Source organism: Snodgrassella sp. W8124 (assembly GCF_016100875.1).
Taxonomy (GTDB): domain Bacteria; phylum Pseudomonadota; class Gammaproteobacteria; order Burkholderiales; family Neisseriaceae; genus Snodgrassella; species Snodgrassella alvi.
In genome coordinates, this window is sequence record NZ_JACFRP010000002.1 from 223,419 (window position 1) to 243,086 (window position 19,668).

The following is a 19,668-nucleotide window of genomic DNA, read 5'->3' on the forward strand; positions in this document are numbered from 1 at the left end:
GCTGGATTGAAGAAGTAAAAAAAATTTCCGGAAAAATTTACGGTGCATGAGCTGTATCAGTCTTATCCGGACGGTAAGATTGATGTGGAGAAAGAGCAGGCTTTGGTAGAGGTACATGGTAGTCTGATCTGGCAATTTCCGGTTTACTGGTTTAACTGCCCGCCACTAATGAAACAGTGGTTTGATGATGTTTTAACCTACGGATGGGCATATGGTTCCCGCGGGACTCAGCTTAAAGATCGAAAAATCGGTTTGGCTGTTTCTATGGGAAGCTCGGAACAGGATTATCGGGCACATTATGATTTAACAGCAGTTCTGCGTCCGTATGAAATGACTTTACATTATGTTAAAGCAAATTATCAGGGTGCATTTTCTTTGTTTGGCGCTAATACAGATGCTTTATTAGTAACAATTACTCCGCAGGCAATCAATCAAAGTGCTGCTGATTATATTGAGTTTCTAAACAAATTTTAAAGTATGCTGAACCATGAACAGGGTTATTAGTTGGTTTCATCTGAACAAATTAGTTTTTCACTGTATCTGTATGTGAAGTTAATAATTTGTTCGTTTACTGGAGGTATTATGTATGAATAATATTGCTTACCGTTCTGATATCAAACCCGAACTCGAAGAAACGCTGAATCTTTACCGAAATTGCAGTCTGGGGGAGCGGCGTCCGATTACGGATAAATCCCGTTTTCAGTCTATGCTGAATAATGCAAATTTAATTATTACAGCATGGGACGGACAGAAGTTGGTAGGTATTGCGCGCTGTTTAACTGATTTTGTTTATATTACTTATCTGGCTGATTTGGCTGTTGATGAGCGCTATCAAAAGCAGGGTATTGGTAAGCAGTTGATTCGGGAAATTCAGAAAAATACTGGAGAGAATGCCGGAATTGTTTTAATTGCTGCCCCACAGGCTGTCGACTATTATGGTCATATCGGTTTTACTGCTCATACATCTGCATGGGTTTTAAAGAAACCGTTATGATAGTAAATACAGTTCGTTGCTATTGATTATTCTTTTGTCGTGACGGGTGCCGGACAGGCAGGTTTGGTCGATAATCACAAAATAAGTGCAGGGCTATGATGGCGGATTCCTGTTTTGCTCCTGAAGGTGATATTGGTATTTGCCTGCAAGTTAATAACTTAGTATGGTTTCAATCAACAGAGAGAAAAAAGTAAGTACGGTCATCTATTCTGACTACTCATGTGAATAGTCAGAATAGATGGGTTTAATGATTTGTGCGGATAAATGATTTATTTAACTTCGCTACCTTCAAATTTTAATCTTTTATCGTTAACAGAAACGAGATCTCCTAATTCGTAAACATTACGATAGCCATATCCGTATAGATTGATAAAGGTAGGTATATTAAGGGCTAAACTGATCTTATTACGATAAGATGGCAGTCCGTTCAGGTCTTTTGGTGTTACTGCCATTTTACTGGCAAAGTTTTCCTGGTCATCTATAAAATTATTATTGCAATAAATGAGAATGGTTGTATTTTTATCTGGAATTAATCTGTATAGGCTAATCTGATTATAGTCGGAGAAATTCAGATGAATAGCCCCTTTCAAATGTTTTCTGTCATACATTTCTTTAGATCTGGAGTCCAAAATAATGGTTTTTGAATTTTTGGATTTGGCCAAAAATTGGTTTAAAGGAAGAAGTCTTTTAGCTCTGTATTGTTTTACTTCTTCGGCTAATTTCATGTAACCATCAAAATCAATTTTGCTGCTGACTGATTTATCCTGAGCTATAAAATAATTCGATAAACGATCAACTTCAGCTTTATTAACTCTGGTAGTGGTTTTTGCAGTAGCAGGTAATGCTAATGTAATTAATATCGCTAAGCTTGATGTAAGAAAATAGTGTTTTATCAGATTATTCTTTTTCATTTATTGCTCCCTTTAAGTAAAAAACAAAACATTGAACATAATAAACAAACCAAAAGGCTTATGTGTTCTTATATGCCTGTTTGTTGATTTATGTAAAATATATGGTTTTGTTGATTCGGGTAGCGCAACTAATTATAAATAAGTTATCTATATTTAGTTAAAAGATAAAAATATGAAATGTTTGATAAATAAAGAATGCAGTAAAGAAAATAACGGTTAATTATTCGTATGAGTATCAAATTTTTATGTGTTATCCGCTTTGGTGCAATTAATCTGACGATCCTGATGGCAGGACAGGAATGAGCTGGCTAAATCAGCACAGCAGCCACAACAAGTGGCTACACCAAGCTGAGCCTGTAAATCAGTGAGACTTGAGGCGCCGGCAGCAACAGTTTCTTTTATCTGGCGATCGGTAATGGCATTGCACAGACAAACGTACATGTTTTGTCCTTTGTGTGTGTTTGGTTTCTTTTGTGGGTAAAGATGATAGTGGATTTCATTATTATTATCAAGTAGTGGATTTATGCTGTCTGAAAGCTGATTATGTTTATACCGGTAAAAATAAAGCCGACTGGGAAAGTCGGCTTCATGCTTTTAAATGTCGGAATTAAGCTTCTGGTGTATCCAGTATATCTACTTCGTTATCGCTGTTTTCTTCTGCTTCAGCAATACGTTCCAGACTGACCAGTTTTTCGCCTTCATCCAGGTTAATCAGTTTAACACCGGCAGCGGCACGACCGGTAGAACGGATCTGATCGACTTTGGTACGAATCAGTACACCGCCACTGGTAATCAGCATCAGGTCGTCGCTATCGGCTACGAGTGTAGCGGCTACCAGGTCACCATTACGTTCACCGGTATCGATGGCAATTACGCCCTGAGTACCACGGCCGGAACGACGGTAGTCATCGACAGCAGTGCGTTTACCAAAGCCGTTGGCTGTGGCGGTCAGTACCAGTTTGTCGCCATCTTCTTCAGCATCATAGGCCAGCAGGCTGATTACCTGATTATTTTCAGCCAGTTTCATGCCGCGTACGCCGCGGGCACTGCGTCCCATCGGACGAACATTGTCTTCACTGAAACGTACTGCTTTACCACCATTGGAAAACAACATGATGTCGTGTTTACCGGCAGTTTTAACCGCACCAATCAGATGGTCACCTTCATCCAGTCCGAGGGCGATAATGCCGGCTGAGCGCGGACGTGAGAAATCGATTAGTGAGGTTTTCTTAACGATACCCTGTTCGGTACACATAAAGACGTATTCATTTTCACTGAATTCACGTACTGGCAGAATGGTGTTAATTTTTTCACCTTCTTCAAGCTGAATCAGGTTGTTAACCGGCCGCCCACGGCTGTTGCGACCGCCTTCAGGCAGTTTGTATACTTTAATCCAGTGGCATTTACCCAGACTGGTGAAACACAGCAGGTAGTCGTGTGTGTTGGCGATAAACAGAGTTTCAATAAAGTCTTCATCTTTGGTGGCAGTAGCTTGTTTACCACGACCGCCACGCCGTTGTGCCTGATAGTCATCTGCCTGCTGGGTTTTGATATAGCCGCCGTGAGTCAGTGTAACCACCATGTCACGTTTCGGTATCAGGTCTTCATCGGCAATGTCGCCACCAAAAGTGTTGATTTCGCTGCGACGTTCATCTCCGAATTGTTGCTGGATGGCGGTCAGCTCATCATGAATAATCTGGTTGATACGAGCCGGTTTGGCAAGAATATCAAGTAAGTCGACAATATTATCAAGGATAGTTTTGTATTCATCGACAATTTTATCCTGTTCCAAACCGGTAAGACGTTGCAGGCGCATTTCGAGAATGGCCTGAGCCTGTGCGTCGGAGAGGAAATAGCCGTCAGCACTCAGACCGGTATTTTCCGGTAAATTCTGAGGCTTGATCAATTTTGCATCAATATCGCTGCGTACGAGCATGTTTTTAACCAGATCAGGACGCCATGCCCGTGAGGTTAAAGCGATTTTGGCTTCTGAAGGGGTAGGAGACGATTTAATCAGGGCAATGATTTCATCGACATTAGACAGAGCGACTGCCAGACCTTCGAGCAAGTGTCCGCGTTCACGTGCTTTACGCAGATTAAACATGGTACGCCGGGTAACAACTTCGCGACGGTGACGCAGAAATTCATTCAGAATCTGTTTCAGGTTCAGCAGGCGCGGCTGACCGTCTACCAGAGCCACCATATTGATGCCGAAACTGTCCTGAAGCTGAGTTAATTTATATAGCTGATTAAGAACAACTTCGCTATTTTCATTGCGTTTGAGCTCAATAACCACACGCATGCCGGATCTGTCCGACTCGTCGCGCAGGTCTGAAATACCTTCGAGAATTTTATTGCGTACCAGTTCGCCGATTTTTTCGACTAGTCTGGCTTTGTTTACCTGATACGGAATTTCATCAATGATGATTGCTTCGCGTTCATCATGATGTCCGACAGGTTCGATATGGGTTTTACCACGAATAATGACGCGACCGCGACCGGTACGATAACCCTCACGTACGCCTGAAAGTCCGTAAATAATACCGCCAGTTGGAAAATCCGGGGCAGGAATCAGATCGATAAGCTCGTCAATACTGAGGTTTTCATTAGCCAGCAGAGCTTTGGCACCGCCTATTACTTCGTTAATATTGTGCGGCGGAATGTTGGTAGCCATACCGACGGCAATACCGGAAGAACCATTAATCAGTAATGTCGGAATACGTGTTGGCAATACCGCCGGCTCTTGTTCTTTGCCGTCATAATTCGGGACAAAGTCAACAGTTTCCTGTTCGATATCAGCCATTAGCTCATGCGCAATTCTTGTCATGCGGATTTCGGTGTACCGCATAGCCGCTGCACTGTCGCCATCAACGGAACCGAAATTACCCTGTCCGTCGACCAGCAGATAACGCATGGAGAAATCCTGCGCCAGACGTACGATAGTATCGTAAACTGCTGTATCGCCGTGCGGATGGTATTTACCAATAACATCGCCGACAATGCGCGCAGATTTTTTGTAAGGCCGGTTCCAGTCGTTATTCGCTTCGTTCATTGCATACAGCACACGACGATGAACCGGTTTCAGCCCATCGCGTACATCAGGAAGGGCACGTCCTACAATCACGCTCATGGCGTAATCCAGATAGGAACTGCGCATTTCATCTTCAAGTGATACTGCTATGGTTTCTTTGGCAAAAAGTGCATCAGACATAATGGCTTTACTACTTTAGAGAGCATGGTTTATTTTACCATAATGGTAATTAGTTTCTGATTATTTTTCATGGCGCGGATGATCTGGCATAAAAAACCTTGTTGTTAAAGGGGTTAAAGATATGCTCACAATATTTGTGGATAAATCTGTGGAAAATGAAAGATGAGCGTGCATAATTGCCTATAAATCAAGACTTGGATGTGCTTGCTTAAAAAATAAGCCTTAAAATAAAATTGTTTAAAAACAAATATATATAAAAATAAGTTGCATGTGTGCAGCTATTTTTGCTTTTTATAGGGTTCAGTATGCGTTGCTTAATTCATGTGGATAAAATCAGTTTGTCAAGTCTGTTTTATGGTTGACAAAAGGATAAATAGTGAGAATGTGTGAGTAAGTTGTGCTGTCTGTAAGGAAATTTTAATGCATGTTTTAAATTTACCTGAAACTATGCTGTCGGATGAGTCTATGGCAGAGGCATGGGTATTTGTACGGGTAATTGATAATTATGGTGATGCAGGCGTAGGCTGGCGGCTAAGCTGTCTGCTGGCTGAATATCTGCACATGCATGTGCGTTTGTGGATTGATGATACTGATGCACTTAATAAGCTAGTGCCGGCACCGGAAAAACAGGCACGGATTACTATCGAAGCATGGCAGGGCGATGCCATGATGCAGCAACAGCTGTCTGCTGCTGCCGATCCGGTACTGGTAATAGAAACGTTTGGTTGTGAGCTCCCGCCTCAGGTATTGGAAAGAATGAGGCAGTGCCGGCCATTGTGGCTGAACTGGGAGTATCTGACCGCCGAAGACTGGGCGGTTGGTTTACATGCTATGTCATCGTTGCAGCCTAATGGTCTGGAAAAGTATTTCTGGTTTATGGGTATTGATGCGGACAGTGGCGGTTTGTTACGGGAACCGGATTATCTGGCTGAGCGGGAAAAATTCAGACAGCAGCCGCAGCTTCAGCAGGCATTCAGGCTGGAATATGGTTTGCCGTTACAGCATACAGGGCAGTTATGGCTGATATTTGCTTATACTTCCGGTCAGTGGGCACAATGGATGGCTATGTGGCAGCAGGCGGATACGCCGGTAACGTTGTGGCTTGCCGGCGGACAGGTCATTGAAAGTTTACGTGCGGCAAAATTAATTGCACCGGAGGAGCTGCAGCAGGAAGGGGATATCTGTGAGCTGGGGAACGTGACGCTGGTACGTATTCCGTTTGTGCCACAGGCGGCCTTTGACCGTTTGCTGTGGCTGGCAGATGCGGCTATTGTGCGCGGTGAAGACAGTTTTGTCCGGGCATTATGGGCAGGATTACCGTTTTTCTGGCATATTTACCGTCAGGATGATGATGTCCATCTGCAAAAGCTGCATTCATTCTGGTTTAAGGCGATGCAAGGCTGGCCGGCAGAACTCAGACAGGCGTTTACTGTTTTGTCGGATGATCTGAATGGTGCAGGGGCTGTGAGTTCGTTAAAATGTGAACAGGCATGGCAGTATTTGTGCGCGCATTGGCAAAGTTGGGTAAAATCAGCCGCTGCGTGGTCAGAAATGCTGCATGGGCAGGACAATGCGCTGGAAAAACTAGCCAGATTCAGCCATCTTCCGCTAAAATAATATACTTATTATTTGCTGAACATTTTTGGAAGTTAGATTAAAGATGAAAACCGCACAAGAATTGCGCCCGGGTAATGTATTTATGGTGGGCAATGATCCGATGGTGGTGCAGAAGTCCGAATACAATAAATCCGGTCGTAATGCTGCCGTGGTAAAAATGAAATTGAAAAACCTGTTGACTGGTGCTGCTACAGAAACGGTTTATAAAGCCGATGAAAAATTTGATGTGGTAGTGCTGGATCGCAAACAGTGCACTTACAGCTATTTTGCTGATCCGATGTATGTTTTCATGGATGATGAATTCAATCAGTATGAAGTGGAAGCAGAAAACATCGGTGATGCCATCAAGTTTATTGTAGACGGCATGGAAGAAAAATGCGAAGTAACTTTCTATGACGGTCGCGCTATTTCTGTAGAACTGCCTACTATTATCGTGCGTGAAGTGGAATATACTGAACCGGCAGTAAAAGGTGACACTTCTGGCAAAGTAATGAAAAATGCACGTTTGGTAGGTGGTGCCGAGATTCAGGTAGCTGCTTATATTGAAAATGGCGATAAAGTGGAAATTGATTCACGTACTTTTGAATTCCGTAAACGCGCTTAACTGATTTTCTTGCTGGCAGGCTGTCTGAATGATTTCAGGCAGCCTGTTTTATTGTTGGCATCGCAGCAGTAAACTGCCTGATGAATGTGATGATCTACGGTATTTTGTTGTTTGTATTGTTTAATTTTGTAGGTGAAACATGTTGTTTGAACTGAATCAGCACGGCCGGGGCGAGTTGCTGGCTGAATGTCGCAGATTGCTGCGGCTGGCGTTGCCGATTCTTATTGCACAGGTGGCGCAGGTAGGTGTAGGCGTAGTCGATACTGTAATGGCTGGTCATGCCAGTGCCAACGACCTGGCCGGTGTGGCTCTGGGTTCGAATGTATTTATTACGCTGTATATTACTTTTCTGGGAGTGATGACGGCATTACAGCCAATACTGGCACAGTTATACGGTGCCGGTAAAACAACGGAAATCGGAGAGCAGGGACGGCAGGGAATATGGTTCGGACTGTTTCTCGGTGTTCTGGGTATGCTGTTGCTGTGGGCAATGATTATACCAATGCAGCACTGGCTGAATATGGGTGCATATGTGGATGCAGTATTTGGTCAGTTTGTATTCTATATTGCACTGGGTATGCCGGCAGCGATGATTCACCGGGCATTTTATGCTTTTGCCTCTTCTTTAAACCGCCCCAAACCTATTATGGTGGTGAGTCTGATTGCACTATTGCTGAATATTCCGCTTAATTATATTTTTGTCTACGGAAAATTCGGGATGCCGCAGATGGGAGGCGCCGGCTGTGGTCTGGCCTCAGCTATCTGTTTCTGGCTGAATGCCATTGCACTAGGCATATATATTATACGGCAGCGGTATTTTGCACCTTTTGCTCTGTTTGCGCGCTTTGAGTGGCCGCGCTGGCGTACACAGGCTTCTTTGTTGCGTCTGGGTATTCCGATCGGAATGTCATTCTTTCTGGAAGTGAGTCTGTTTACTTTTATTAGTTTGCTGATTGCCCGTTTCGGGGTCACTCAGGTGGCAGCGCAACAGGTGGTAATCAGTATTACTTCTTTAATTTATATGTTGCCGCAAAGTGTGGGCATTGCGCTGGCTGTATGTGTGGGTCAGGCAGCCGGAGCACGTAACTGGCAGCGTGCCCGCTTTGTTTCCGGAGTGGGGTTGTGTATGGGTCTGCTTGGTGCCTGCTTTACCGGGATCATGCTGCTGCTGTTCCGGCATTTCTGGGTAGGCTTATATACAGCTGATCAGGAAGTAATTTTACTGGGCGGTACGCTGTTGATTTTTGCAGCAGTTTTCCAGTTGTCTGATGCAACACAGACAATTGCTTCTTATGCCTTGCGCGGCTATAAGCTGACTAAGATTCCGATGGTGATTCATGCGTTCAGTTTCTGGGGTCTGGGTCTGGGTTTCGGCTGTTTGTTTGGTTTGTATTTCGGTATGGCACTTTATGGTTTCTGGCTGGCTCTGGTGCTGGCATTGACAGGTGCGGCTGTGGCACTGGTGTGGTATCTGCACCGGAAAAGTGAAAAATTTATGCTGACAGATGCAGAAGGCAAATCATGATAAATGTGATTGAACATGCAGATTTACAACCGCTAAATACTTTTGCTCTGCCGGTACGGGCACGCTGGCTGGTCACATTAACGAATACTGAACAGTTGCCGGATATTTTGGCACTGCCTCAGTTTGAACGGCAAAGTGTGCTGTGGCTGGGTGGCGGGAGTAATATTTTGTTTTGTAAGGATTATCCGGCACTGGTGGTGCGTATGGCCAATCGTGGTATCAGGCTGGTGGCGGATGATGGTGAACAGGTTATCGTAGAAGCTGCGGCCGGTGAAAACTGGCATGAATTTGTTCAGTACACGCTGGAACAGGGTTGGTGCGGCTTGGAAAATCTCAGTCTGATTCCGGGTACAGTAGGGGCGGCACCTGTACAGAATATCGGCGCTTATGGTGTTGAAGTACAATCCTGTATTGAAGCTGTACGATGTTTTGATCTTGAAAGTCAGCAACTGTGCTGGCTTAGCCGGAATGAATGCAGCTTCGCTTACCGGGACAGTGTATTTAAACATGACCGGCAAGGCCGTTATGTCATTGTGGCGGTACGGTTTGTATTATCCCGCAGTTTTACACCACAACTGCATTATGGTGATTTAGCTCAGGTGGCCACAGAGATAGCACATGGGCAGCCTCTAACTGCCGGTATCGTTGCACAGGCAGTGTGCCGTATCCGTCGGCAGAAGCTGCCTGATCCGCGCGTGCTTGGCAGTGCCGGTAGTTTTTTTAAAAATCCTGTTGTGGCGGCTGAACTGGCAGAAAGCCTATTAAAACAATATCCGACTTTGCCGCATTATCCACAGCCTGACGGACAGGTAAAGCTGGCAGCAGGCTGGATGATAGACCAGTGCGGCCTGAAAGGTTATCAGCTTGGCGGTGCGGCAGTTCATGAGCAGCAGGCTTTGGTACTGGTTAATAAAAAACAGGCCAGCGCGGCCGATGTAGTTGCTCTGGCTAAATATGTTCGTAACTGTGTAGCACAGCATTTTCAGGTATTGCTCGAACCGGAACCGGTCTGGCTGCCGGAAGTTTTGCCGCATGCGGCTGGTTAAGAGAATATCTGTATGCTTTGCTCGGTGATAAACTGCATAATCAGAAAGAAATTAATATGGTGAAAGAATCACGCCCCAATACGTATAACCGCATTATTGATGCCAGTCTGAAACTGTTTAATGAAGAGGGTGAACGCAACATCAGCACTAATCATATTGCTTCTTTTCTGGGTATCAGTCCGGGCAATCTTTATTATCATTTTCGTAATAAAGATGAAATTATTATGCAGTTATTCAAGCGCTACAGTGAGAAATTGCTGTGTTATCTGCAGCAGGTCAGTCCGCCACAGGACACAGAAGCGATTAAGAACTATATGCTTGGTGTTTATGATGTAATGTGGCAATACCGTTTTTTATTCAGTGATTTAAATGCAATGCTTTCACGCAGTGCCGAATTATTGGGTGAACACAATAATTTCACCCGGGTTCGTGTATCACCACTACTGCAAAATCTCTTGCAGCAACTGACTGATATTGGTTTTATACAAACAGACGAAGTTGCCCGCAAGGAAATGGCAGTGAATATCTGGCTGATAACCAAATACTGGTGTGATTATGACAGTGCCTTATATGAACGCAAACTGACTGAAGCTTCTAAATTTCGTGGTACCCACCAGACTCTGACTCTGTTACGACCTTATGTTACCCCTGCCTACCGGGAAGAATTCAGTCGCATGATGAATGATTTGCGTAATCAGGTGTGAAAATAAAAATAAATAAAAGTGGTTTAGCTTAAACAGAATTTTTAATGCGATATTTTTTATCAGTATTTCATTTGTTCAAGTTAAGAAACTATACTATTTCTGCACGCATATTTATAAATTTGCACTGATTAATACGGCAATCAATTGGTCAGTCCGTATTTCAGATGTAGCAGACTGAAATTTAAATAAAATTAAAGATAATATTTTTTATTTTGCAATCTGTGAGTTCCGTTCAGAACGATATGCCGGGTATGAAATTTCTTATTATTGTTTAATTTAATCAGGAATGGGGCGGCTGGCTCCCATTTTGATACTTTCAAAACGACTGTTGTCCAGCTGCTGTTGTGCACAGGCCTGAGCTAGTAGCTGTGGTGGTTCATCTATGGGTTCATCTGCCAGTTCAAATGCACCCCAGTGCATGCCAACGGCCTGACGGCATTGTAGTATTTGAAAAATTGTTACTGCCTGATAAGGATCTATGTGCTGATTATGCATAAACCAGCGGGGCGCATAAGCTCCTGTCTGGATTGCAGCCATGTCTATCGGGGCAAATCGCCCGGCAATCTGCCGGAACATAATCTCGCTGAAACCTGTATCTCCGCTGAAATAGGTAGTACTTCCCGCGGCTGTCTGCATTATCCAGCCACACCACAGAGTACGATTGCGGTCGAAAATGCCGCGCTGGCTCCAGTGATGTGCCGGTACAGCATGAAATCGGATATCTTTAATCGTCACCTGTTCCCACCAGTCCAGTTCAATGACATTACGTACGCCCATATGTTCCAGTTTATTTTTCAAACCTAGGGGAACAACGGCAGTGATGGACGGAAAACGTTCGGCTAACTGGCGGATACTTGCCTTATCCAGATGATCGTAATGGTTGTGTGACAGTGCGATAACATCCACTGAAGGCAGTTGGGAAATACTGGCTGCAGGCTGAGTACGGCGTTTGGGGCCGGCAAATGTTACTGGTGATACCCGCTGTGAAAATACCGGATCGGTAATAATGGTACATTGCTGTAAACGTATGAGCAGTGTGGCATGGCTGATCCACCACAGCCGGTTGCCGCTCAGTGTAAAGTCCGGTTTCTGATACCAGTCGCGTGCAAAATGCTCATATCCGTTTTGCGGTGGTTTAGGCAGATGATGGATATGCCTTTCCCAGTTCCAGCGACAGACTTCCAGGGGTTTGATGACTGTAGGTTCCAGATTGCAGAAACCGTAAGGTGTATGGTGACTTTTAGCCGGATTGTAATATGGGTTTCTTTTCTTAAATAGCATTATCTGTTGTCTTTAGCTGATACAGCTACGGCAATATATTATCAGTTTAAATGTTTTAATGCTGTTTGCAGGTTCTATTTTAACTTAATTATAAATCATTCAGGTAGGTATACTGAAATTGCGACGGTGGGATGATGTTATGCACAGAATGAAATCAGGATAAAAGTAAAGGCATTTGTCTGTTTTGTTAACGAGTGTTAATATGCGCCTTTTGTATTTTATCATGCGCCTGTTTTCGCGCCTCTGGAGATCGAAAAATGAAAAAAATTTTACTGGTCTTTTTATGTCTGTTGCTGGCAAGCTGTACATTACCGGTTAAGCCGGAGGACAAGTTCAAAACCGGTGATTATGTAGGCGGAGTGAAGGTTCTGGCTAATAATTTCAACACTAAGGCTAAGAAGCTTGAGCAAAAGAATAAGCCATGGAAGGACAAGGATATTCTGTATTTGCAGGTTACTGTTAGCGGTTTAGTGGAAATGGCGCAAAAAAATATTAAACAGGCTACCGTTTCTGATTATGACTTACGGATTAAAAGCTATCAGCTGTTACTGGCGATGAAAACTGAGCTGGCAGATAAAAGTTACAGCACTTATATTGAAAAATATTTAAGTCTGTATACAGTAGATGGTCTGAAAGAATCTCTGGCTATACAGTTTTATCAGCAGGCTAATGAAATTGTAGCTTCAAACAGTGCAGATTATTTGCGCAAGGCTAAATTATACCGTCAGGGCTATGAGTATTTTAATTATAAGGATATTAAAAAGCGCGCTGATGATAATCAGAACATGTATTATAAAACTGCTGCTCAGGAATATTACACTGAAGCACAGGCTAATGTCAGAGACAAAAATTATAAAGAGGCAGCGAATAATTTCCGCAAAGCTCATGATGTTTATCTGCCTTTGGGCAATTATAAGGACAGTGCCAAATTAGCTGCTATTTATGAAAAAAAATGGCGTACTGCTGAAGCGGAAAGTCACTATCAGGAAGCGCAGGGTATTGTGCGCAAAGCAAGACTACTGAGTGAATACCGGCAGGCAGCGGCTTTGTTCCGTGTGGCCAGTGATGTATATAGTCCTTATGGTAACACCTATAAAGATTCTACCAGACAGGCAGGTGTATATGAACAAAAAGGACAGGTACAGATATTTATCCGCGGAAATGACTATCTGGCCTACCAGATACGTTCCATACTCCAGGCAAGCTATGTCAGCTTTGTAAACAGCCCTGGATCGGCTAATCTGGTGATTGATGTAAATATGACCCGCGGTCATTTTCAGCAGTATAAGGATAATATTGAGACGGATGATAAATATGAAAATCTGAAAGTGGGTACAAAAAAGGTAGCTGATGAAAATGGTAATATGGTTGAGCAATCTGTTTATGAAGATTTTTATTTCAAACAATATAGTGTGAAGACGATTAATGAAGCGGTGATGAATGCTGAAGTGCATACCAGTGGACTATATGAATTAAACCGTAGCTATAGAGGAAAAAGTACTTCATCGCAAACTTATTACTGGTTTGACGGACATGTTCCCAGAAAATACACAGCATTTACGGAAGGTACATTGCTTAGTCGTGAAGAGCAGTTTAGTGAGGCACGTAGTAATCTGTGGTATCAGATGCGCGGAGACTTTACTGAAATGAGCAGAGCACTGGCAAATCTATAGTTGTTTAAAAAACTATTTTATTTGTCAGATAGCTGGAAATACATATGTAACAATTCTGTGATCAGGAAATTTCCGGATCAGTATCTGATGATTAAAAGATGCTTATGTAAAAACAAAACCTGAATGAAAAGCCATTCAGGTTTTGTTTTAGAAACTGGTTTGAACAGTTTATTGAAACTAATGTCTAGTTTGAACTATTTAGGATTAAAAGCATAAACAGTACCATCCTGCCATGTACCTATGTAATAGCGATTATTATGTAAAGCCAATGCTACTGCTCCTGGTAAAGAGGTAACTAATTTACGTACAGTCCCGGTTTTAATATCAACTGTGCGTACCATATCAGCACCATTATCAATCACGGCAACCATATTTGGCGAAACGGTGACAATACCTACTCCCGGCCGGTTGAAGTCTTTGCCCAGCTCTGTTTGCTGACCATTCGGGCGGATTAAGGTCAGGCGACCACTATACTGGGAAACAACCAAACTGTTATCCGGTAACTGTGTTACACCAACCGGAGTGGATAGACCGCGTGCAATAATTTCCTTGCGACGGTTGTTTAAATCAAGAGACACAATTTCTCCGGTGGAGCGGTTGGTAATCAGTAAATTTCCAGAATTGGAAAAAGCAATACCTGTCGGAGTATGGTAGCCATCAGAAATTTTTTCAGCTTTGCCGTCAGCAGTTATTTTGAGAATATAGTCATCACTGTATGATGATACGTAAATATTATCCTCTGCATCAATTACAATACCGGCAGGAGAAGAAATATTGGAATAAATAGTTTTACGCTCACCGTCCGCGGTTATTTTAGTGATTGAATTGCCAGACCAGTTGGTAACATACATGGCATTTGAGCTATCAAAAGCAATGCCTGTGGGCGCATCAAAAGAAGCTGCTACGGTGGTTAATCCGGCAGTATTATCTGCTGATATTTTGGATGCAGCTGCTCTGGTAGTATTATTTGCTGACGTATTGGATGCAGTTGCTCCGGTTGTTGAGCTGACCATATTGCTCCTTCCGTATAAATATAAAGTACATAAAGCAAGACAAGCAAAAACAATGGTATATAAGGAGAGTTTTTTCATCATGAGTACCCGCTAAAAGCTAAAGAAATGTGAACACCATAACACTCAGAATAGCTGAGAAATTACTAATGGCCATTATTCATGCTTAAGCTTACTAAGCAAAAATTGCTTAGCTTTTTTTTCTGCAATGCTATGGCTTACTTAAAGCGAAAGCCGGTATAGCTATTTTCTGGGCAAGAGTCAGAAATAAATGATTCATAATTTGCCATCATCATTCTCTAAAATTTAAATGTCCAAATAATGCATGAATAAAGCCTATCAAAAGCGTATATAAAAAACAGAAAATACAGAAATACGAAATTAGCGATATAAAATAAATATCAAAGGCGAAACTCAGCAATAGCAAAAATAAACATATACAGTTATTTGACAGATTTGGATGATTTTATTAGTTCAAACTAATGTTTTTTATAATGATTTTTGAGTAAAAATTAGTAATGCTGTGCTGGTGCTGCTGCCTGATTCAGGCAGGAAATAATTGAGCAGATAATGACTTATGACTTGGTTAGTGGTTGCAATATCCGGCCGGCTTATGTTTTTTCATGCAAAAGTTGATGTAACTTATAATATAGCGCAGCGAAGTAAATTATAATCGTTAACGATAAGATAAGTGCAGTATTTGCTGCTAGTGTAATTTAAATGAAAGGGATGTTTATGTCACAATTTTTGCTGGTGCCGACAGGAACTCAGACAAATATAACTGCTGTAGGTTTGGGCGTGGCGCAGGTATTTGTACAAACAGGTCATGTGCCTTTGTACTTTAAACCAATTGCTGAAGATGTGGCTAAGGATAATACATCTGAACTTGTACAGGTTGTATTGAATCAGAAATTACCGGTACCGCAGTCGCTGAGTAATCTGGATGAACGTGTATATCAGGGACAAGCAGATGATGTAGTAGAAGAATTTGTTGCTGCTTTCCACGAGATGGACGAAATTAAACATGATGTTGTTGTTATTGAAGGTGCAATACCTGAAGCAGGCCGTACATATCTGCCGGCACAGAATGTGAAAATTGCGGCTGCACTGAATGCCCGGGTAGTTCTGGTCGCAGCAGTGGCCGGTCAGACAGCAGCGGCGGTGGCTGCGCAATTACAACTGACTTTGCATGATTATGCACACGGACATACTGAAATCAGTGGATTTATTTTAACTGCTGATGCACAGAATGTACCATCTGCCGGTTTTGCGGCGGATGTTCAGGCTGAACTGGCTAAACATGGTAAGCAGCTGGAATGTATCGGTCTGGTTACTGTACCAGCAGATGTACAGGTTGCACAGGCACAGGAAGCTGCTAAAGCAGTAGCGGCACAATTAAATGCAGATGTGCTGGGTAGCGAACTGGCGAAACCTGTAGCAACACATCTGGCACCGGCAGCGTTTCGCTATCAGATGATGGCACGTGCCCGTGCGGCGAATAAACGCATTGTTCTGCCTGAAGGCAATGAACCGCGTACCATTGCTGCGGCTGCAATTTGTGAAAATAAAGGTATCGCCCGTTGTGTTCTGCTGGCCAAAAAAGCAGAAGTGGAAGCAGTGGCTCAGGCTAAAGGCATTACTTTGCCTGCATCTCTGGAAATTATTGATCCTGACAGTATCCGTGAACGTTATATTGCTCCGATGGTCGAACTGAGAAAGAGCAAGGGTCTGACTCCGGAACAGGCTGCTGAACAGTTACAGGATACGGTAGTTCTGGGCACAATGATGCTGGCTACCGGTGATGTAGACGGTCTGGTATCCGGTGCTGTACATACAACGGCCAATACTATTCGTCCGGCTTTGCAGCTGATTAAAACTGCGCCGGGGGCCAGTCTGGTATCCAGTGTATTCTTTATGCTGATGCCGGATCAGGTGCTGGTATATGGTGACTGTGCTGTTAATCCGAATCCTACAGCCGAACAGCTGGCTGATATTGCTATTCAGTCTGCCGATTCTGCTAAAGCATTCGGTATTGAACCCAAAGTAGCGATGATTTCATATTCTACTGGCTCGTCCGGCAGTGGTCCTGATGTTGAAACTGTTACCGCAGCAACCAAACTGGCACAGCAAAAACGTCCTGATTTACATATTGACGGTCCTTTACAATATGATGCTGCCAGCGTACCAAGTGTGGGCAAACAGAAAGCACCGGACAGCAAGGTAGCCGGTCAGGCAACTGTATTTGTATTCCCAGATCTGAATACGGGTAACACTACATACAAAGCAGTACAGCGCAGTGCACATGTGCTGAGTGTCGGTCCGATGTTGCAGGGGCTGAATAAACCGGTAAATGATTTGTCACGCGGTGCCCTGATTGAAGATATTGTGTATACCATTGCACTGACGGCAATTCAGGCAGTACAGATGAACTAGGCAAGATATTACAAGCCCGCAGGCATTGTAATTTTGTTATACAGCAGACAGATGATAGTAATATCATTTGTCTGTTTTTAATTTTTGGTAATAACTTTTAATAAATCTATTCTTTTGAGAAATATTATTTCTAATTTTAGTTATAAAAAGATAGATTGTTGTCTTTTGGTGCTATATATTTACAAACTATTGTCAAAATTGAATTCATAAATTACAGTCTATTACACAGACGATGATCTGAAAAAAGCCAAGAATACAGAGGCATAATTTAAAGATAGAGGAAATATTACGGTATTAAATACTCGCCTGCAGATATTTGCAGGCGTTTTATTTTTATCTGCTGTTATTTTGAACTAAGAACCATTTCTGTGCGCACATGCCGGCTTGGTTGCTGTCTGCTGCTGGTCACTATTTGCAATATTGTTTCAGGTATTGGTTTATCTGAAAGAATCTACTATTTTAAATAAATATAATATATACAGGTTTGGAATTTTACCAGAATACAGTTTTTATACTGTAATATCGTCATTCGGAATCATTTCTATTGTGTATTGCACAGCCACTATTTTCTGTAATATGGATAGCGTGGTAATTTTTCCGGTCTGTTTTCAATCTTTTATCTGGTTTTGAAATATATCAATATGATTTTTAATCATAAATTTAGTTTAATGGTCAGTCCGGTTCATGCTGAATTAACTTAGCATGATGTGCACCACATGCTGCTGTGTTTCAAATTTATGAGCTGGATTAAAGAAATTGTTTTTTTGCGACATGGGTTCTGACAGGTAAGTGTATTTGCTGTTACATTAAGGACAGCTTACTTTTTTAACGCCAGTTTGATATGCGGTTTATGTGGTTTCTCTTCTGGTAAAGAGGGTTTACCGGCGGCGGCAATCTGTTCGCGCTGTGCTTCTGAAAGCAAGCCGGACCAGTCTCCGTCCAGATACCATTGCTCGCCGAAATCTTCGCAGGGATGCGGAATACGGATGCAACCATTACCACATTGCAAATCATCAGCACGACAATATTTATCACAACCCCAGCAGATTCGTTCGGGATGTTTCGGGTGTAACGGAAAAACCTTGGCCATGATGATGCATACTTGTGACGATTGATATGAAGTTATACCTGCTAAGATAGTTTTATTCAAGGAACGGTTAAATGAAAACCTTGTAATATTTTGTCTGGATGAGGTGCTGATGGTACCGGATGCAGACTGAAATTGAATACAGATTCTAGTCAACAAAAATGGGTGCACGATGAAACAATATGATGTTGCAGTGCTGGGAGGCGGTTTATTGGGACGTTTGACTGCCTGGTTATTGGCAGAGCAGGGTTGTAAAGTAATATTATTTAATGCCGGTAAACGTAATGGTGAAGGTGCTGCTGCTTTTGCAGCGGCAGCTATGCTGGCACCTACAGCCGAGGCAGTAGAAGCAACGCCGCTTGTGGTACAACTGGGTTATACCAGTCTGCCCATCTGGCGCCAGTGGGTGGATTCGTTTCCGACACCGGTATTTATGCAGCAAAATGGTTCATTGATTGTATGGCATCCGCAGGATCGTGCCTTAGCAAAGCAATTTACTAATCACTTGCAGCGTGCCCATCAGGATAACAGCGTCTGGCAGATGTGGGATAAACAGGCAATCAGTGAGCATGAACCACAGCTGGCCGGTCGTTTTAAGCAGGGATTGTTTTTACCGACCGAGGGGCAGCTGGATAATCGCCAGACATTACTGGCTCTGGCCGATGTGCTCGAGCAAAAGCAGGTTAGCTGTCACTGGGAGCAGAGCAGTGATCTGGCTGAATGTGCCGGTCTGGCTCACTGGACGCTGGATTGCCGCGGCTATGGCGGCAAAAGTAACTGGAATAGCCATGGTCATAGCCGTCTGCGCGGGGTACGGGGAGAGGTGCTGCGGGTTTATGCGCCTGATATTGAGCTTAATCGTCCGGTACGGATATTGCATCCGCGCTATCCTATTTATATTGCACCCAAACAGAATAAGTTGTTTGTTATCGGTGCTACACAGATTGAAAGTGAAGATGACAGTAATCTGAGTGTGCGCAGCGGTCTGGAACTGATGTCTGCTTTGCATACTGTTCATTCGGCATTCGGTGAGGCGAGGATTCTGGAAAGTATGGCTGAACTGCGCCCGACACTTAATCACGAAAGCCCAGAAATACGTTATGATAAGCAAAATCATGTAGTGGCTGTAAATGGTCTGTTCCGGCACGGTTTTATGATTTCGCCGGCAGTAAGTATTGCGACAGTACGGGTATTACAGGCCTTAATGCAGCAGCAATCCATTCCGGATGCTCCAGCACGCTATCATATTGATGTTTTACCGGAAAATGACAATGGAGAAACAGATTAATGGATATTAGTGTTAATGATGATGTAATTGATTTTAATGGTAATACTGTGGCTGATCTATTGGAGCAGCTGATGCCGGAATCACCATTTGCGGTTTCGGTAAATACTTGTTTTGTATCTAAAAAACAATATTCTGTTTATCAGTTGCAGCCGCAGGATAAAGTGGATATTGTCAGACCGGTAGTGGGCGGGTAGTACCCGCTGGTAGTTATGTTTTATTTTGAAAACCCTGTTTGATACAGGGTTTTTGCTTATCTGGCAACAGCCGGTTTATACCTGCCGGGA

At 43.1% G+C, this 19,668-nt stretch carries 17 protein-coding genes; 11 read left to right on the forward strand and 6 right to left on the reverse strand.

What is annotated here, in order from left to right:
- The first annotated feature begins 42 nt into the window (after positions 1–42).
- Together H3U73_RS08970 and H3U73_RS08975 are read left to right on the forward strand one after the other, a co-directional pair.
- Entirely contained in the window at positions 43–474 is a 432-nt protein-coding gene (locus tag H3U73_RS08970) for an NAD(P)H-dependent oxidoreductase (protein WP_198190413.1), read from the forward strand.
- Between the two features lie 112 nt (positions 475–586).
- Positions 587–994 carry a GNAT family N-acetyltransferase gene (locus H3U73_RS08975; protein ID WP_084586228.1) on the forward strand — a complete coding sequence of 136 codons (408 nt, stop codon included), beginning with the start codon at positions 587–589 and terminating at the stop codon, positions 992–994.
- 269 nt (positions 995–1,263) lie between these two features.
- Here H3U73_RS08975 and H3U73_RS08980 read toward each other — a convergent pair whose 3' ends face one another.
- The 3 genes from H3U73_RS08980 to gyrA all read right to left on the reverse strand — a co-directional run bounded on the left by H3U73_RS08980 (position 1,264) and on the right by gyrA (position 5,116).
- The gene (locus tag H3U73_RS08980) at positions 1,264–1,905 is read right to left on the reverse strand and encodes a rhodanese-like domain-containing protein (RefSeq protein WP_084551382.1); all 642 of its coding nucleotides are present in this window, start codon (positions 1,903–1,905) and stop codon (positions 1,264–1,266) included.
- A gap of 243 nt (positions 1,906–2,148) precedes the next feature.
- Entirely contained in the window at positions 2,149–2,346 is a 198-nt protein-coding gene (locus H3U73_RS08985; protein WP_078475503.1) for a (2Fe-2S)-binding protein, read from the reverse strand.
- A 166-nt stretch (positions 2,347–2,512) separates the two neighbouring features.
- The gene (gyrA, locus tag H3U73_RS08990) at positions 2,513–5,116 is read right to left on the reverse strand and encodes a DNA gyrase subunit A (protein ID WP_198190414.1); all 2,604 of its coding nucleotides are present in this window, start codon (positions 5,114–5,116) and stop codon (positions 2,513–2,515) included.
- A gap of 420 nt (positions 5,117–5,536) precedes the next feature.
- On the opposite strand from gyrA, the gene earP reads away from it, so the two are divergent.
- The 5 genes from earP to H3U73_RS09015 all read left to right on the forward strand — a co-directional run bounded on the left by earP (position 5,537) and on the right by H3U73_RS09015 (position 10,612).
- A complete protein-coding gene (gene earP, locus H3U73_RS08995; RefSeq protein ID WP_232336252.1) occupies positions 5,537–6,733 on the forward strand; it encodes an elongation factor P maturation arginine rhamnosyltransferase EarP in 1,197 nt (398 codons plus the stop codon).
- 43 nt (positions 6,734–6,776) lie between these two features.
- Positions 6,777–7,337, forward strand: a complete 561-nt coding sequence (gene efp, locus H3U73_RS09000) for an elongation factor P (RefSeq protein ID WP_025331610.1) — start codon at positions 6,777–6,779, stop codon at positions 7,335–7,337.
- 139 nt (positions 7,338–7,476) lie between these two features.
- Entirely contained in the window at positions 7,477–8,862 is a 1,386-nt protein-coding gene (locus tag H3U73_RS09005; RefSeq protein ID WP_084551384.1) for an MATE family efflux transporter, read from the forward strand.
- Positions 8,859–9,908, forward strand: a complete 1,050-nt coding sequence (gene murB / locus H3U73_RS09010) for a UDP-N-acetylmuramate dehydrogenase (protein WP_084551385.1) — start codon at positions 8,859–8,861, stop codon at positions 9,906–9,908. The genes H3U73_RS09005 and murB overlap by 4 nt, the downstream gene beginning before the upstream one ends.
- 50 nt (positions 9,909–9,958) lie before the next feature.
- Positions 9,959–10,612: a TetR/AcrR family transcriptional regulator gene (locus tag H3U73_RS09015; RefSeq protein WP_100126139.1), complete on the forward strand. Its 654-nt coding sequence runs from the start codon at positions 9,959–9,961 to the stop codon at positions 10,610–10,612.
- A 276-nt stretch (positions 10,613–10,888) separates the two neighbouring features.
- Here the strand turns inward: H3U73_RS09015 and H3U73_RS09020 are convergent, their stop codons facing one another.
- Positions 10,889–11,893, reverse strand: a complete 1,005-nt coding sequence (locus H3U73_RS09020) for an MBL fold metallo-hydrolase (protein WP_084551386.1) — start codon at positions 11,891–11,893, stop codon at positions 10,889–10,891.
- 257 nt (positions 11,894–12,150) lie between these two features.
- Between H3U73_RS09020 and H3U73_RS09025 the strand changes: the two genes are divergently transcribed.
- Positions 12,151–13,566 (forward strand): hypothetical protein, encoded by a 1,416-nt coding sequence (locus H3U73_RS09025; RefSeq protein ID WP_198190415.1) that lies wholly within the window; start codon positions 12,151–12,153, stop codon positions 13,564–13,566.
- 194 nt (positions 13,567–13,760) lie between these two features.
- On the opposite strand, the gene H3U73_RS09030 is transcribed toward H3U73_RS09025, so the two are convergent.
- Positions 13,761–14,579: a PQQ-binding-like beta-propeller repeat protein gene (locus H3U73_RS09030; RefSeq protein ID WP_157785010.1), complete on the reverse strand. Its 819-nt coding sequence runs from the start codon at positions 14,577–14,579 to the stop codon at positions 13,761–13,763.
- 732 nt (positions 14,580–15,311) lie between these two features.
- On the opposite strand from H3U73_RS09030, the gene pta reads away from it, so the two are divergent.
- Positions 15,312–17,009: a phosphate acetyltransferase gene (pta, locus tag H3U73_RS09035; RefSeq protein ID WP_198190416.1), complete on the forward strand. Its 1,698-nt coding sequence runs from the start codon at positions 15,312–15,314 to the stop codon at positions 17,007–17,009.
- An 817-nt stretch (positions 17,010–17,826) separates the two neighbouring features.
- On the opposite strand, the gene H3U73_RS09040 is transcribed toward pta, so the two are convergent.
- A complete protein-coding gene (locus tag H3U73_RS09040; RefSeq protein ID WP_084548210.1) occupies positions 17,827–18,099 on the reverse strand; it encodes a DUF3079 domain-containing protein in 273 nt (90 codons plus the stop codon).
- A gap of 169 nt (positions 18,100–18,268) precedes the next feature.
- Between H3U73_RS09040 and H3U73_RS09045 the strand changes: the two genes are divergently transcribed.
- Together H3U73_RS09045 and thiS are read left to right on the forward strand one after the other, a co-directional pair.
- Entirely contained in the window at positions 18,269–19,384 is a 1,116-nt protein-coding gene (locus tag H3U73_RS09045) for an FAD-dependent oxidoreductase (RefSeq protein ID WP_198190417.1), read from the forward strand.
- Positions 19,384–19,578 (forward strand): sulfur carrier protein ThiS, encoded by a 195-nt coding sequence (thiS, locus tag H3U73_RS09050; RefSeq protein WP_037394784.1) that lies wholly within the window; start codon positions 19,384–19,386, stop codon positions 19,576–19,578. Before H3U73_RS09045 ends, thiS begins: the two co-directional genes overlap by 1 nt.
- Positions 19,579–19,668 lie beyond the last annotated feature (90 nt).